Source organism: Nocardia sp. NPDC050412 (genome assembly GCF_044458825.1).
Lineage (GTDB): Bacteria > Actinomycetota > Actinomycetes > Mycobacteriales > Mycobacteriaceae > Nocardia.
Window position 1 is genome coordinate 402,180 of the sequence record NZ_JBITIJ010000004.1, and the last position, 15,233, is coordinate 417,412.

General features: G+C 65.7%; 15 protein-coding genes. 5 read left to right on the forward strand and 10 right to left on the reverse strand.

The genetic code is table 11. The features are described from left to right. Positions 1 to 99: 99 nt before the first annotated feature. On the forward strand, positions 100 to 1,605 hold the full coding sequence (locus ACIBI6_RS13340) for an FGGY-family carbohydrate kinase (protein ID WP_364357902.1): 1,506 nt from the start codon (positions 100 to 102) through the stop codon (positions 1,603 to 1,605). An 82-nt stretch (positions 1,606 to 1,687) separates the two neighbouring features. Here the strand turns inward: ACIBI6_RS13340 and ACIBI6_RS13345 are convergent, their stop codons facing one another. From ACIBI6_RS13345 to ACIBI6_RS13360, 4 genes are all read right to left on the reverse strand, one after another. Further along, positions 1,688 to 2,959, reverse strand: coding sequence for a sugar ABC transporter permease (locus tag ACIBI6_RS13345; RefSeq protein ID WP_396956259.1), 1,272 nt, complete (start codon positions 2,957 to 2,959; stop codon positions 1,688 to 1,690). Then, positions 2,956 to 3,780 (reverse strand): ATP-binding cassette domain-containing protein, encoded by an 825-nt coding sequence (locus ACIBI6_RS13350; RefSeq protein ID WP_364357896.1) that lies wholly within the window; start codon positions 3,778 to 3,780, stop codon positions 2,956 to 2,958. The genes ACIBI6_RS13345 and ACIBI6_RS13350 overlap by 4 nt, the downstream gene beginning before the upstream one ends. Positions 3,781 to 3,823: 43 nt before the next feature. Continuing rightward, positions 3,824 to 4,921 carry a substrate-binding domain-containing protein gene (locus tag ACIBI6_RS13355; protein ID WP_364357893.1) on the reverse strand — a complete coding sequence of 366 codons (1,098 nt, stop codon included), beginning with the start codon at positions 4,919 to 4,921 and terminating at the stop codon, positions 3,824 to 3,826. A 101-nt stretch (positions 4,922 to 5,022) separates the two neighbouring features. Beyond that, positions 5,023 to 6,084 carry an alcohol dehydrogenase catalytic domain-containing protein gene (locus ACIBI6_RS13360; RefSeq protein ID WP_364357919.1) on the reverse strand — a complete coding sequence of 354 codons (1,062 nt, stop codon included), beginning with the start codon at positions 6,082 to 6,084 and terminating at the stop codon, positions 5,023 to 5,025. A 192-nt stretch (positions 6,085 to 6,276) separates the two neighbouring features. Between ACIBI6_RS13360 and ACIBI6_RS13365 the strand changes: the two genes are divergently transcribed. Continuing rightward, positions 6,277 to 7,251 carry a sugar-binding transcriptional regulator gene (locus ACIBI6_RS13365; protein ID WP_396956260.1) on the forward strand — a complete coding sequence of 325 codons (975 nt, stop codon included), beginning with the start codon at positions 6,277 to 6,279 and terminating at the stop codon, positions 7,249 to 7,251. Positions 7,252 to 7,315: 64 nt separating this feature from the next. On the opposite strand, the gene ACIBI6_RS13370 is transcribed toward ACIBI6_RS13365, so the two are convergent. Beyond that, the gene (locus ACIBI6_RS13370; RefSeq protein WP_396956261.1) at positions 7,316 to 7,723 is read right to left on the reverse strand and encodes a PaaI family thioesterase; all 408 of its coding nucleotides are present in this window, start codon (positions 7,721 to 7,723) and stop codon (positions 7,316 to 7,318) included. A 65-nt stretch (positions 7,724 to 7,788) separates the two neighbouring features. Here ACIBI6_RS13370 and ACIBI6_RS13375 point away from each other — a divergent pair, with 65 nt between their 5' ends. Further along, a complete protein-coding gene (locus ACIBI6_RS13375; RefSeq protein WP_396956262.1) occupies positions 7,789 to 8,397 on the forward strand; it encodes a TetR/AcrR family transcriptional regulator in 609 nt (202 codons plus the stop codon). An 84-nt stretch (positions 8,398 to 8,481) separates the two neighbouring features. On the opposite strand, the gene ACIBI6_RS13380 is transcribed toward ACIBI6_RS13375, so the two are convergent. Then, a complete protein-coding gene (locus ACIBI6_RS13380; protein ID WP_364357881.1) occupies positions 8,482 to 8,826 on the reverse strand; it encodes a YrdB family protein in 345 nt (114 codons plus the stop codon). A gap of 870 nt (positions 8,827 to 9,696) precedes the next feature. Between ACIBI6_RS13380 and ACIBI6_RS13385 the strand changes: the two genes are divergently transcribed. Then, the gene (locus ACIBI6_RS13385; protein ID WP_396956263.1) at positions 9,697 to 10,311 is read left to right on the forward strand and encodes a class I SAM-dependent methyltransferase; all 615 of its coding nucleotides are present in this window, start codon (positions 9,697 to 9,699) and stop codon (positions 10,309 to 10,311) included. 204 nt (positions 10,312 to 10,515) lie between these two features. Here ACIBI6_RS13385 and ACIBI6_RS13390 read toward each other — a convergent pair whose 3' ends face one another. Beyond that, the gene (locus ACIBI6_RS13390) at positions 10,516 to 10,977 is read right to left on the reverse strand and encodes a PPOX class F420-dependent oxidoreductase (RefSeq protein ID WP_364357872.1); all 462 of its coding nucleotides are present in this window, start codon (positions 10,975 to 10,977) and stop codon (positions 10,516 to 10,518) included. Positions 10,978 to 11,414: 437 nt separating this feature from the next. On the opposite strand from ACIBI6_RS13390, the gene ACIBI6_RS13395 reads away from it, so the two are divergent. Next, positions 11,415 to 12,146 (forward strand): alpha/beta hydrolase, encoded by a 732-nt coding sequence (locus ACIBI6_RS13395; RefSeq protein ID WP_396956264.1) that lies wholly within the window; start codon positions 11,415 to 11,417, stop codon positions 12,144 to 12,146. Between the two features lie 10 nt (positions 12,147 to 12,156). On the opposite strand, the gene ACIBI6_RS13400 is transcribed toward ACIBI6_RS13395, so the two are convergent. The 3 genes from ACIBI6_RS13400 to ACIBI6_RS13410 form a co-directional block, all read right to left on the reverse strand. Continuing rightward, the gene (locus ACIBI6_RS13400; RefSeq protein ID WP_396956265.1) at positions 12,157 to 12,402 is read right to left on the reverse strand and encodes a hypothetical protein; all 246 of its coding nucleotides are present in this window, start codon (positions 12,400 to 12,402) and stop codon (positions 12,157 to 12,159) included. 75 nt (positions 12,403 to 12,477) lie between these two features. Further along, positions 12,478 to 14,502, reverse strand: a complete 2,025-nt coding sequence (locus ACIBI6_RS13405; RefSeq protein ID WP_396956267.1) for a protein kinase — start codon at positions 14,500 to 14,502, stop codon at positions 12,478 to 12,480. Positions 14,503 to 14,556: 54 nt separating this feature from the next. Continuing rightward, positions 14,557 to 15,210: a response regulator transcription factor gene (locus tag ACIBI6_RS13410; RefSeq protein ID WP_364357916.1), complete on the reverse strand. Its 654-nt coding sequence runs from the start codon at positions 15,208 to 15,210 to the stop codon at positions 14,557 to 14,559. Between the last annotated feature and the right edge of the window lie 23 nt (positions 15,211 to 15,233).

Below are 15,233 nucleotides of genomic sequence, written 5' to 3' on the forward strand. Positions count from 1 at the left end.
CGAAAGCAAAACAGAGCTGGACGACGGCAACGGTCCGGTATCCGCCGCCCGACTCTATTACGCTGATGCCGAACGCGCGGGAATGATGTGGAAGTGCGGGTGACTGGGTTGTCGGATCTGCTGCTTGGTGTCGACATGGGTACGGGCAGCACCAAGGGGGTGCTGACAACCAGCGACGGCACGATCCTCGCGACGGCGGTCCGAAAACACGGCATGAGCCTTCCTCGGCCGGGCTGGGCAGAGGTAGATGCAGAGACCATCTGGTGGGGCGATCTGGTCGAGGTATGCCGGGAACTCGTTCCCCATATCGCAGAGCATCGTCTAGCCGGCATATGCGTCAGTGGCGTCGGTCCGTGCCTGCTGCTGTGTGACCAGGATTTGCGCCCGGTCCGGTCGGCGATTCTCTACGGAATCGACATGCGGGCTACGGCCGAGATAACTGAACTCACTGACCGACTCGGTGCCGACCAAGTGCTGCAGCGTTGCGGTAAAGCTCTGTCGACGCAAGCAGTGGGACCGAAAATGCTGTGGATGGCACGGAACGAGCCCGACGTGTGGCGACGGGCCACCCGGTGGTACAACTCCAGCTCATATGCCGTCGCAAAACTGACCGGGGCCTACGTGCTCGACCACCATACGGCCAGCCAGAGTGACCCGCTGTACGACCTGCGCGGGCAGGATTGGGCGCAGGACTGGATCGGCGATATCGTCGGGCATCTCGAGATGCCGCAGATCGTTTGGCCACATGAGGTTGTGGGCGCAATAACGTCAGCGGCCGCACAGGAGACGGGTCTGCCCGCCGGAACTCCCGTCTGCGCGGGTACCGTCGACGCCTGGAGTGAGGCTTTCAGCGCCGGGGTGCGGCGCCCCGGGGACGTGATGCTGATGTACGGCTCGACGATGTTCTTCGTCCAGGTTCTTCCTACCCTCCAAACTCACCCTCTGCTATGGACAACCTCTGGCATCGAGCCGGGGCAGTTCACGCTCGCCGCGGGAATGTCGACCTCGGGGTCGCTCACGTCATGGGTTCAGCAGTTGACCGGGGACGTGCCGTTCGAACAGCTCATCGCCGAGGCGGCGGCCGTGCCGCCTGGATCCGACGGCCTGGTACTCCTGCCGTACTTCGCTGGTGAGCGCACGCCGATCTTCGACCCGAGAGCGCGTGGCGTCGTCGCCGGACTCAGTCTGCGGCACGGGCGGGGCCACCTCTTCCGTGCCGCATACGAGGGCATCGCCTACGGCATCCGGCAGATCATCGAGTTTCTCGACAGCGAGCAGACCCCGATCGAACGGCTCGTGGCTGTCGGCGGTGGAACGCAGGGTGGCTTGTGGACTCAGATCGTGAGCGACGTCGTCGGCCGACCCCAGGTGGTACCGACCCAAACCGTGGGCGCGAGCTATGGCGACGCACTGCTCGCCGCGATCGGAACCGGCCTGGTTCCACCGGAGACCGACTGGGCGACCGTCGGTCAGCTCATCGAACCGAACCCCCGCACCCGGGCACTTTACGACGACCTGTTCGGCGTCTACGACAGCCTGTACGGAGCGACGAAACCGCTCGTGCACACGCTGTCCGCCATCCAGGAGTCCCCCTTCACCGAGTGACTCCGCACATGCCGGAGGGATGTGTGCGCGACATGCAAGTCGGGCCGCAATTGGCCCTACTCACATCTCCGGAGGATGTTCCTCATGCCTGTCCGTGCGAGACGCGGGATCGGCGCGCCAATGAATCGATGAGTACCGCCAGGGCAAGGACAGCACCGGTGATCATGAACCGCGGGGCCGACGACAGATTCAGCAATGTCAATCCATTCGAGATGGATTGGATCACGAGGATTCCCAGCAGGGCTGAATACGCTGATCCTCGACCACCGAACAGGCTTGTACCGCCGATGACGGCTGCGGCGATGGCGTTGAGATTGACGTCGCCGGTGCCGGCACTCTGACTGGCCGAGGCCAGCCGGGCCGCCATGAAAATACCTCCGAGCGCCGCGAGCGTGCCGGTGAGGACGAACGCAGACGTATAGACCCGGTTGACGTTGATACCGGCCCGGCGCGCGGCCTCGACGCCGCCGCCGACCGCGAACATGTGCCTTCCCCAGCGGGTCCGGGTCAGGCCATAGTTTGCCACCACGACCGCGATGACGAAGACCATGAACATCCACGGCACTCCATTGTCCTGGTTGAGATACCAGGTGGCGGCGAGGAAGACGACCAGGAGCGCACCGCTCTTGATCAGCCGGGATTGCACGGACGGCCGGGATAGATTGGCCCGTGCCCGTTCTCGGATGTTCGCCAGACCCGCGATGAGCACGCCGACCGCAGCGACGACGCAGATTATATAGGCCACAGCGGGTGGGAGGAACTGCTGCTGGCCGAAGGTCACCAGTTGCGAACCGTACGGGAGGTTGATCGACCCGTGGCTGCCGAGCAGCTGAAGCTGAAGTCCGAGGAAGGCGAGCAGGCCGGCCAGAGTCACAACGAAGCTCGGCATACCGAATCGGGTATAGACCAGTGAATAGAGCAGCCCGATCAACGCACCGCTGAGCAGAGCCGCTAGGACGGCCACCGGCATGGGCCAGCCCTTGTTGACCCACAGGACCCCGAGGAACGCCGCCGAGAGACCACTCAAGGAACCCACCGACAGGTCGATCTCCCCGAGAATCAGGACCAGCACGATGCCCAGGGAGATCATTCCGACGGCCGCACTGTCGTACAACAGATTGACCAGGTTCGTCGAGGTAAGGAAGACCGGGTTCAGGGTCTGGAAAACAACGGCGATGCCGACCAGACCGACGAGGACGGGGAGCGGGCCCAGATCACCGGAGCGCACGCGGCGACCGAATCCGGTGATCATCCCGCCGACGCTGCCCACACCGACGGTTACTCGGCTGTCCTGGCGGTCGAGTTCAGTGCGCTCGGCCGCCTCGGACTTCGCGGACGTTTCCGTCTGACTCATGACAGCTCCTCTGCGGTGTTCGCAACAGCCGCGTCGACCTCGACCGCTCGCCGGGCCGATCGACGAGCGACGACGTTGTCCGTGGCGCCCGTGATTGCCGCGACAAGCTCATGGTTGCTCACATCCGGACCGAAGGTTCCGTTGTTGCGGCCGAGCCGCAGCACCACGATCCTGTCCGCGACCGCCCGAACGTCCTCCATGTTGTGACTGATCATGATGACGCCGAGCCCCTTTGCGCGCACCCGCTCGATCAGGTTGAGGACTTCGGCGGTTTGCGCCACCCCCAGCGCGGCAGTCGGCTCGTCGAGCATGATGAGCCGAGGGTTGACCAGCAGCGACCGGGCGATAGCGACGGTTTGGCGCTGACCACCCGACAGCGACGCGATGGGGACGCGAACGCTCGGGATCCGAGCCGATAGCTCCCCGAGCAGCTCCCAGGAGCGGGTCTCCATCTCGACCTCGCTGAGCCGCGTCCTACCGAGCTCTCGACCGAGGAACAGGTTGGCGACGACGTCGAGATTCTCACAGAGCGCGAGATCCTGGAAAACGGTAGCGATGCCGAGTTCGAGTGCCGCGTTCGGCGAGGGAATTGTGACGGGCTTCCCGTCGAAGAAGAGCTCACCGGAGTCGGGCTGATGGACCCCGGACAGGACCTTGACCAGGGTGGACTTACCAGCCCCGTTATCGCCGACGAGGGCGACCACCTCGCCGGCGTGGACTTCCATTTCGATGTCGGTCAGCGCGGAGACCGCGCCGAAAGTCTTGCCGATACTGCGAAGGCTGAGCACCGGCGTCGTGGACGATGTTGCCGTGGCTGTCATAAGAACTCTATCGATGGCGTACAGGGGTGGCGTGCAGGCGGTTTCAGGAGATCCCCAGTGCGGTGCATCCGGTGGCATAGGCACCAGTACACAGCTCCGCCGCGGTGTTGATCTTGGCGTCGACGATGTCAGCCTTCAAGTTGTCCCGTGTGACGACCTTCGGCACGAAGAGCATGGTCGGGGCCTTGAAGATGGTTGTGAGGTTGCCGCCGCCGACGGCCTCGACCTGCTTGCCCTCGACGAGATCGACGACGACTTCAGCTGCCGCGGTAGCAACTATCTCGCTCGGCTTGGAGATCGTGTTGTACTGGTCACCCGAGATCACGAGTTGGAGCCCGGCATTGGTTGCGTCGTTGCCGGTAACCGGCGGGATAGGCTTGACGTTCGCGGCCTTCAACGCGGCAATGGCACCACCGGCCGTCCCGTCGTTGGCCGCGACGATCCCACCGATCTGACCCCCGAACCGCGAGACCTGGCCCGCGACCCACTGCTGAGCAGCGGTCGGCTCCCAGTCAGGGGTGTCGTACTCGGCGAGCGTCGCATACCCGCCGCTGGCGAGGCCTTCGTGGATGCCCTTCTTGATCAAACCTGCTGCCGCGTCGGTCGGTGAGCCGTTGACCTCCAGGATCCCCTTGTCGGTCGGGACGCCGGTGTCCTTCATGTGCTTGACGAGCGATTCGGCGATCGCCTTGCCGATGGCCTCGTTATCGAAGGAAACGTAGTAATCGACCTTCGCGTCCGGGATGGGCCGATCGTAGGCAACGACCTTGATTCCCCTCGCCTGAGCACGTGACACCATCGAGGCCGCGGCGGTGGAGTCGACCGGATCGATCACGATGGCCTTGACGCCCTGCGAGATGGCGGCGTCGAACTGCTGCTGCTGCTTGGCTGCGTCAGCGTTGGCGTTGTTGTAGAGCGCCGTACAGCTCGCGCACAACTTGCTGAGCGCAGCCTTGAAGCCCGGCGCATCGTGCTGCTCATACCGGGTCGATGCCTGGTCCGGCATGAGGAAGGCGACCTTCGCGCCATCGATACCGCCGGTAGCGGTTTTGGCGTTCTTACCCGAGCTACACGCCGCGAGCGGCAGGGTGAGGGCAATAGCGAGGACAATGGCAGCCCGGGTCGTCTTGGTAACGTTCATAACGATGTCTTTTCCGATCTGATGAGATGTCCGGGTGGCAGTGGGCGACCATGGTTCGGCCAGTCGCGAGCCGATCGTTTCCGTCAGCCTGAGCCGACCGATCAGGGAATGAGTGAGACCTTGATCGACTCCTTACCCGATGCGACGAGGTCGAGTCCGCGCGCGAACTCCGCAATCGGCAGCTGGTGGGTGCAGATGTCGTCGAGCGGGAGCTTGCCGCCCTCGATGAGCCGGATCGCAGCAGGCCAGCAGTTCGGTCCTAGATGGGCGCCGCGCACGTCGAGTTCCTTGTCATCGCTGATGATCGTCCAATCGACGGTCACCGCCTCCTTGAAGACGCTGTATTCGATGAAGCGACCGAGCTTGCGCAGCAGGTTGAGACCCTGGATCACCGCCGACGGGTGCCCGGTCGCCTCGAGGTAGACATCGGCGCCATAACCACCGGTAAGTTCTCGAACGCGGGCAACGGGATCTTGCTTGCTGATGTCTATCGTCAACGTGGCCCCGGCGCGCGCCGCAAGCTCCAGCTTGCGCGGTTCCATGTCCAGAGCAATGACCTGGGCCGGAGACTTCGCCGCCGCACCCGCGACCATGCCGAGGCCGATGGGCCCGCACCCGGCGACGACAACCACATCGGAAAACGTGATGTCGGCCCGTTCGACGGCGTGGAGTGCGCAAGACAGCGGCTCCGCGAAGGCCGCGTGCGCAGGGGGAATGTCAGCGCTGATCCGGTGGACCAGAGAACCCTGCGTGATGACCATGTACTCCTGCATGCCGCCGTGGGTTGCGCGCTTGAAGCCGTAGATGTCGTGCACCTGACACATGTGGTAGTTGCCCTCGGCGCAGTAGCGGCAGTTCCAGCACGGAACGATCTGCTCGACGACGATGCGATCGCCGACCTCGACGCCCCAGCGCTCGCGAGCGGCATCGTCGAGCTCGACGATCCGCCCGGTGATCTCATGCCCCGGTACGACCTCCGTCTCCGCCCATGCCGCCCGGTTTTCGTCACCCCAGAACTTCGATGCGCCGTGGTAGCACTTCAGGTCGCTCGCGCAAATGCCGACGGCCTCAACGCGGATGAGTGCCTCTCCTGGCCTCCGCGACGGGACCGGTAGCTTCTCCAGCCGGTAATCAGCGGGACCGTGACACACGACTGCCTGCATTGTGTCACCAGCGCAATCGGCTGACCGGGTGCGTTGTCGATCAGTCACGGGGGACTCCTTCTGCCTGCCTCCCGAGGGAGGCGTGTTCCATGTCACTATAGACATCAGTGAACAGAAGTACAGCACAAATGTTCAGACCCGATCGAATACTCTGAACATCTGCACACTGATTCGCGCGGAAGGAGGATGCCGATGAGAGACCGAGCAGCCGGGAGTATCGATGCGGGCGCCCGCCGCCGGTTTCCTCCCGGGCTGGTGTACCAGGCGGCGCGGCTGTACTACCTGGACAACGCGACTCAGGCCGAGATCGCACACCAAATCGGCACCAGCCGTGCGACCGTGAGTCGCCTCCTCGCCGAGGCGCGCGAGACCGGCATCGTCCAGGTCACAGTCCGTAACCCGCACAAGCGGGCGCTGACCGACCTCGAGCATGATCTCCGCCAGGCGCTCGGACTAACTGCGGCATACGTGACACCGGAGTCCCCAGGCGTCGAATTGGGGACGCTGCTCGCTCCCCGCGTCGCCGACGCGCTCACCGAATCGCAACTGCGCCCCGGAGACACCCTTCTAGTGTCAACCGGCGCAACGGTATTCGCAGTCGCGCGGCACGATCTCCCACCGCTGCCCGGCGTCGTCCTGTGCCCGACAGTCGGCGGTATCGAAGAGCCGGAGGCGCACTACCAGTCGAACGAGATCACGCGGGCGCTGGCGCTGCGAGTCGGCGGAGTCCCCGTCATGCTGTACACCCCCGCCATGCCGAGCCCGACCCTGCACGAAGCGTTGATGAGCGACCCACAGATCCAACGGGTCCAGCAACTGTGGCGGTCCGCGCGCGCCGCACTACTCGGGATCGGTGCTCCACCGCTGCACCGATCGTCGCTGCCGAGCGTCATCTCGGCGCGGGAGGCAACGCTCGAGCACGCCGTCGGTGACATCTGCGCCCGCCCATACGGACCCGACGGAGCGCCGATCGAGTCCAGTGGGTTCGAGCGCCTCATCGCCATCCCACTGGAGGATCTCCCGCGCATTCCGCACACAATCGGCGTGGCCATCGGCCGAGACAAGGTGGATTCAATCCTCGTGGCGGCTCGCGCCGGCTACGTGAACACCCTCGTGACCGACAGCCCCACGGCGGAGGGGCTCCTCAGAGCGGCTGCCGTCAGATAGCTCATGTCGCCGGTGTTCTGATCTTGGACCGTTGGCGGTCCTGCTCCCGCATCTGACAGCGGTTTCAGGCGGCCGCGTGCGGAACGCGTGTCTGCACAGTTTGGATCACATGGACGCACAGCTCGCCGGATTCGTCCGCGATTTGCACACCCACCACCACCGCGGTGCGGCTGACGCGGATCGGCGCGGCGACCGCATGCGCCGCTCCGCGGACCGGACGAAGAAAATGCGTTGTCGAATCGGTCGTCGCGGGCAGTGCCCCCGGGGCGGAATTCAGGGCGGCACAGACCGCGGCAGCCGCATCGGCCAACCCCATCAGGGCACCGCCGTGCAGGCCACCCCCTGTTGTCGACAGCGCGACGGTGTGGGTCAGGCGGGCGGCGACCGCGGAGGGTGTGAGTTCCGAGAACTCCACTCCGAGAGTGCGAACGAACGGAGCGAGTTGGTAGACGTCCTCGGCGGTGATGGTCATGGTTGGCCTCTCATTGTTGTAGAGACTTCACTCTACAACGATGTCTGGAGAGTATTCTCTACAGCGTGGTGAGATTCGTACACGACACCGCGGCGATTCTCGACGCTGCCGCGCGGCTGCTGGCTACGCAGGGACCCGCCGGCGTCACGATGTCCGGGGTGATCCGGGAATCCGGTGCACCGAGCGGTTCGGTCTACCATCGCTTCGCCGATCGGCCCTCATTGCTCGCCGCCCTGTGGAACAGGGCCGTCGGGCACCTACACCAGGACGCCTACGTCCTGTTCGACGAGGACGATCCGGTCGAGGCCGCCGCCGCGATCACAGGCCACATCGTGCAGTGGTGCCGGAGCAACCCGCTCGACGCACAGGTCCTGCTCGCAGGTGTTCACCACCTCACTCCCCAGAGCTGGCCCGCCACCGCGCGTGAGGAACGCGCCGCCGAAACAGCCCGGTGGGATGCCGCCATCCGCGGACTCGTCCACTCGTTACGCGCCGAAACCGGGGTGTCCACGGCAACGATCCTTCTCACCATTGCCGACCTGCCATACGCCGCGGTTCGGCGATATCTGACAGCCGACCGGCCGATACCCACAGAACTCGACGTCCAGGTACCCACCATGGTGCGCACGCTGCTGAACAGCTTGCCCGCCGCAGAGGACAGAGCCGCCGTTTGATCGAGCACCGAGACAACCGGTTCCGCGCTGGTCACCGCATCCGTCCGCAAAGATCTCCTGAACTCCGTACATCACGCGGCGTGCTCACAAGTTCAGATGCCCAAACCTGATCGCCAACAGATTCGCTACCAGGACGGCGACGAATACGACCGCGACCGCTCGGTAGCTCACGGCCCACAGTCCGACCGCAGCGCTGCCGAAAACCACGACCTTGGTGACGATCGCGAGCAGTGGGTTGTCGAATGTCGCATGCGGCGCCGCGAACAGGCCCCAGACCAGCGCCGCGAGAAGTGGCACGCCCACAGCCAATACGAGCTTGACCGGAGTCACAGTGGCGGTCTTCCAGCCCCACAGTCCCAGCGCCCCGAGCGCGACCAACTCCATCCCGAATGCCAGCGTGAGGTTGGCCCATTTCCAGACTTCCTGCATGTCCGTTCTCCCACGAGTCGCCGAGAGCATCGCTCTCTAATGAGAGCAGTGTGCACGGCCGATTCAGCTTCGTCAAGTCGCTGCCCGGCACCGGCCGCGGGCCTCGAGCCGGAGAATGGTGGCGTCCAGGTTGAGATAGCGGCTCGTGTCGTTGAGACACTGAGGATGTGGACGGGGATGGTGAACTCAGCGGGCAACTGGTTGTCCTGCGTGGGGACTCGAGGGCATCCTCGACGCCGACCGATACGGACGGATGCTCGAGCGGCTACAGCATCGTGCGTTCCGATCACACTTCTACGCGTGGGACCTGGCCTTCGAAGAAACTGCACGGCGTCACCACACACGACCACAAGCAGCCGAGTTCACGGTCGCCGACATGCGCTCGTGGTACCGCGGCTGGCAACCACTGCCCTTCGTGGACGAACTGCGCATGGGAGCCGACTGGAGCTTGCATGCGACTGCTCGACGAATCCGCTCGGACCTCCTCTACAAACCGCGACCGGAAGCGTTGGAGCGCAACTGATGTCGGCAGCCGACCAACCGTCGGCCCGGGGCCGACGCCTCGGCTGCGGCTCGCAACGCCCACCATGCCCACCGAACCGACCTCCGGTTCTCCGCGTGCTGGCATCGGCCGGAATATGCTGTGCCGCAATGGGAGTGCTCGCGCCGCAGCGTAAACGAACCTGCCCAACCAACGTCCGGAAATGCAGTAACCAGAGTGCTCAGAAGCCTGGTCGCCGTTATCCGCCTGAAGTCCGGTGTCGATGGCCGGGCTGCATCGGCGTCGGGCATCATCATGCCGCGCGCTCACTATCGGCACGGCGGTGGCACAGTGAACCAGTGGCGGGCCCGAGCGAAGAGGAACAGACCATGAGCGGACGTACCCCCAGCCAGTGGGAAGAGCTCACTGCTGCTGACCCTGCGCATTCGACGTGGTACGTGGAGCGATTCCGAGCAATGGCGGCCGAAGGCACGGATATTGTCGGGGAGGCGCGGCTGGTGGACGCGATGCTCGACCGCAGTGGCCGAGTCCTGGACGCAGGATGCGGTCCGGGGCGTGTGGGTGCCTACCTGCACCGAGCTGGCCACGTCGTAGTCGGCGTCGACGTCGACCCGGTGTTGATCGCTGCGGCGGAGCAGGACTATCCCGGTCCGACCTGGATAGTCGGTGATCTCGCCGAATTGGACTTGCCGGGGCGCGGGGTGGCCGGCGACTTCGATGTCATCGTGTGTGCGGGGAACGTGATGACATTTCTGGCGCCGTCCACCCGGGAGGCGGTGCTGGCCGGGTTCGCCCGCCATCTCGCCCCAGCCGGACGGGTGGTTGTGGGTTTCGGCGCCGATCGTGGTTACGAGTTCCCGCAGTTCCTGGCAGACGCCGAGGACGCCGGACTCACGGTGGATTTGCGGCTATCGACGTGGGATCTACGTCCATTTACCGAGGAGTCCGACTTTCTGGTGGCGGTGTTCTCGCACGCAGATTGAAGCCTGCCCAGATCTCGAACCCGACTGGGCTCTATCCGTTCCACTGCAGCACCGAACACCCGCTACTGTCGCTTCCCGCGCTGATCGAACGAGTCGACCTGCATTCCGGCTGCCGTGCGATAGGCGGAGATATGTGTCGGGTACCGACCACACCGGCCCAACTGCGGGTGATGTGGTACGAAGGCCAGGCAGTGATCGACCGTCTCAGTCCGCGAGTTCGGGCGGGAAGCCGCCCGTCGCAATAGGTCCCCAGCGTTCGATATCTATGCGCAACAGCGACTTGTTCTGCCGTGCCATGGCCTCGCGGTACTCAGCCCAGTCCGGATGTTCGCCGGAGATAGCGCGAAAGTACTCGACGAGACCGTCGAGGGCTTCCGGCATGTCCAGGACCCCGGCGCGACCATCGACCTGCACATAGGGGCCGTTCCAGTCGTCGGACAGCACGCAGATCGACACGCGCGGGTCGCGTCGCGCGTTGCCGACCTTGGCGCGGGTCGGGTAGGTCGACACCACGATGCGGCCCTCGGGATCAATCCCGCAGGTTACCGGCGACAATTGCGGGCGGCCGTCGCCGCGGCTCGTAACCAGGACGCCGCGGTGGCGGGTACGCAGGAATTCCAGCAGTTCGGCTCGTTCGACCCGGTCGGCGGTGGCAATACGTGGCATGGTCGGGCTCCTGTCGTGGCGAGGCCAGGGGGCAAACGCAGTCGCCGTCATGGTGTCACATCGATAGACCGCACTGCTGCGACCGCCGCGGGCACCATCGCCATCGAGAGTTTCACCTGTAGAGCTTCGGGTCGGGAACCGGTTGTGGCGCAGCACCGTCGGATCCGAATCCCGGGCCCGAGCGCATAGGAACGCTGATCCTCCTTCGTCACGCGGCCCGTTGTGGCCGCTCTGTCCCTGGGACGGAGCCAGCGCCACCGCAAAAACCCGTTGGCGGACCATGGCCGGCCACTGCTAGCCTTCCGGAAGCCGTGCCAGAGAACGAGGAGGTGGTACCCGTGAACGCAGTATCTACATGGGTGCTCCCCTCTGGGGTCACGGTCGGGCGATAGGTCGTCCGGGAGCGCCGCTCGAGAGCACTCCCGAAAGGCAAGACCATGCAATTCACTTCTGAACAGCGCCTCGACGACGGCGTCCGCGAACGCGAATTCACTCTCGGCGAGATCCCCGGCATCCTGTGGACGCCCGGATCCGCATCCGCCCCGGCGCCGCTGATCCTGGTCGGCCACCCCGGCGGACTGCACATGATGTACCCGCGACTGGTGGCCCGGGCCCGGCACGCCGCGGCGGAGGGCTACGCCACGGCCACCATCGAGCTCCCCGGGAGCGGTGACCGGCCCCGTTCCGCCGCCGCCGAGCAGGCCCGCGCCGACCTGCGCCGGGCGCTGCAGGCCGGCGAGCCGGTCGACGACGAGATCGTCGACCGGCTCGTCCTTCCGCTGGTCGAAAAGGCGGTCCCGGAATGGCGGGCCGTCCTGGACGCCCTCCTTTCGTTGCCCGAGATCGGCGGCCCGGTCGGGTACTCGGGAGGGGTGATCGCCATCGGCATCCGGCTGGCGGTGGTCGAGCCGCGCATCTCGGCCGCCCTTCTGTTCGCCGGGAGTTTCGTGCCCCGCACCATGTTCGAGGAGGCCCGGCAGGTCACCATTCCGCTGCAGGTCCTGCTGCAGTGGGACGACGAAGGAAACGACCGGCAACTGGCCCTGGACCTGTTCGACGCCTTCGGCTCCAAGGAGAAGACGCTGCACGCCAATATGGGCGGGCACACCGGCGTCCCGCAGTTCGAGGGGGACGACGGGAACCGGTTCTTCGCGCGGCACCTGAAGTGAGGCCGGGCCGTCAGGCCGGCAGCAGACGATAGGAGCGCTCGGCCAGGACGCCGCTCATCGAGGACAGGTCACGGCCCTCCTCGATGGCGGTGGCCAGCAGTTGCACAACCGCCCCGATCGCGGCGGTACCGGCCATCGGCGGTACCCGCCGGTCGGGGCGGCGCGTCTCCGGATCGACGTCGGTGAAGATCCCGCCGGTGATGACGTCCAACGGTCGCCGCCCACGGCAGTCAATGCACTGTAAGTAGCCGCTCATCAAGCGTTTCTATAACAGCATTTCGGCCAAATCCTATGGACACGAACTCATTTCGTGTTCGCCGCGGTTGCTGTGTCAGTAGACGTAGACCACCGCGTTTTCACCGCCGGTGCAGGTGACCAATTGTCCGTCCGCGACGCAGTTCATGGTGTAGGTGCGGCCGGTGACGGGACTTGTCGCGACCACTGAGCGCGATGAGCGTGAGACGTTCGTGGCTGCGGATTCGGCGTAGGCCTTGCGGACGGCTTCCGCGAAACCGCAACTGGTGACCGAGGATCCGGTGGCCGATTGGGTGAAGCTGCCTGAAACGGGTTTGCCGTTCGTGCAGTTCGTCGCGCCGGCGGGCAGGGTGACCGAGGTGGGCGCGGCCTTGGTGGTCGAGGTCGACGGCGATGTCGTCGAACCGCCGGTGGCGGCCGTCGTGGTCACCCGCGCACCCGCCTGAACATTCGAATCCTCGGATTTACCGGAGCCGAGCACCTGCCAGCCGATGGCACCGCCGACCGCGAGCACCACGATGACGAAGACGGTGACCATGATCGGCAACAGGACCGATCGCTCCTGCCGATACGGATCCGCGGCGGGATCCTGCGCGTAGTAATCGTCTTCGTAGTCGGGCGCGACATGGGCCTGCGGCGAGTATTCGGCCGGTTGCGGCGAGGGCCGGTAGGGGTTCGGCGCCGCATGGGCGGGACCGCGCGGCGGCTCGAATGGCGGTGCGCCGGAGAAGGGTTGCGGCAACGGGACCCGGCGCGTCTCCGGAGCAGACGAATCCTGTTGCGCGCCATACTGTTCCGGATACTCCCGCGCCGGGTACCGGCCCTCTGGGTAGTGCGATTCCGGATACCGCTGAGTCTGCTCGGCCTGCGACGGCTCCGAATACTGCGGTTGTTCCGGAAACCGCTGAGTCGGCGGTGCCGCCGGATCACCCGCGTACCGCGGCAACGGCAAGTCCTGCGGAAACTCCGGCGGGGACTCCTCGTACAAATGCGCATCGGGAAACGGCCGCACCTGCCGACCGACCCCGGGCGTCCGGACCGGCGGACCGGCGGGCGGCTGCGGCGGCAACGGCGTGAACTGCAGATCCGCGGGCGAGACCACCGTCGGCGCGGTTGGATGGATGACCGCGGGAATCGTTCCCGTCGACTCCGCGGGCGTCGCCGGACTGCGGTGCACCACAGCCTGATCCGACGGCCCGCGCGAGGGATCGGGCGGCCGCACGATCAAGGTCGGCATATTGGCGGCGGGTGCGGTGCCGAGTGCGGCCCTGGCCGCGCGCGCCAGATCGGTCGCGGTCGGGAAACGATCGGCCGCCTCCTTGGCCATGCCGCGGGCGATCACCTCGTCCATCGCCGCGGGCACTCCCGGTCGTTGCACGCTCGGTCGCGGCGGCGGTTCGGTGAGATGTGACCGGATCAGCACACTCATGCTTCCGGCCGGGAACGGTGTTGCCCCGGTGAGGCATTCGTGCAGAACACAAGCGAGGGAGTAGATATCGGCGCGACCGGTCACCGGTCCGGAATCGAACCGCTCCGGGGCCATATAGGTGTAGGAACCGATGGCCGTGCCCGCCTGGGTCATCGTGCTGTCGCCCTCGGTGTGGGCGATGCCGAAGTCGACCAGATAGGCGAAGTCCGCCTCGGTGACCAAGATATTGGCCGGTTTCACATCGCGGTGCACGAGACCGTCGGCGTGCGCGGCGTCCAGGCCCGCCGCGATCTGCTCGATGATGCCGATCGCGCGCTCGGCGCTCATCGGCCCCTGATCGCGCAGTATTTCGCGCAGGTCGGTGCCGGGCACCAGCCGCATATCGATGAACAGCACACCGTCGATCACGCCCCAGTCGTGGATCGGGATGATGTGCGGTTCGGCCAGGCGGGCGGCCGCCTGCGATTCGCGCCGGAAGCGCACCTGGTAGATCGGGTCCCTGGCGAGTTCATCGGACAGCAGTTTGACCGCGACCACGCGGTCCTTCACCGTGTCGTACGCCTCGTAAACCTCGCCCATACCCCCTTTGCCGAGCAGCGCTCGGAGCTCATACGGCCCGAAACGACTGCCGACTCTCCATCCAGGTCCGTCCACCCCGTCATTCCTCCACATCCCGGGCAAAGATCGCCCATCACCAGCTCCGGGTATGCGCGATCCGGCTGCCCGTCAACCCGTGGATTGTCCTGGTGCAACCACCCCGTGGTCAAACGCAAACACGATCGCGGCGGCCCGGTCCCGCAGCTCCAGTTTGCCGAATATATGTCCGACATGGCTCTTGACGGTGACTTCCGAGATGCTGAGGTCGCGTGCGATCTCAGCATTGACGCGGCCGCGGCCGATCAATTCTAGTACCTCGTACTCGCGCGCCGTGAGTTCGGCGAGTCGGCTGTCGTCGCGGGTTACGGCGGGACGAACCGTCCGGTATGCCGAGAGCACGCGACCGGTGACCGACGGGTCCAGCCACGCTCCGCCGACGGCGACCGTGCGGACCGCCCGGATGAGATCCTCCGCGGGCGAATCCTTCAGAATGAATCCGGCCGCCCCGGCGCGCAGCGCGCCTGACAGCAGTTGGTCGTCGTCGAAGGTGGTGAGCACCAGCACCGGCGGTGCACCGTCTCGCGCACGCAGCATGCGGGTCGCGTCGATGCCGCCGACGCGCTTCATGCGCAGATCCATCAGCACGACATCGGGCCGGTTGGCCGCGATCGCGGCGGGCACCTCATCGCCGTCGGCGCATTCGGTGACCACGAAACCGTCACGCCGCCGCAGAATGCGCCGCAGCCCGCCGCGGACGAGTTCCTGATCGTCGACGACCAGCACGGTGACCGGCGCTTCGCCACCGG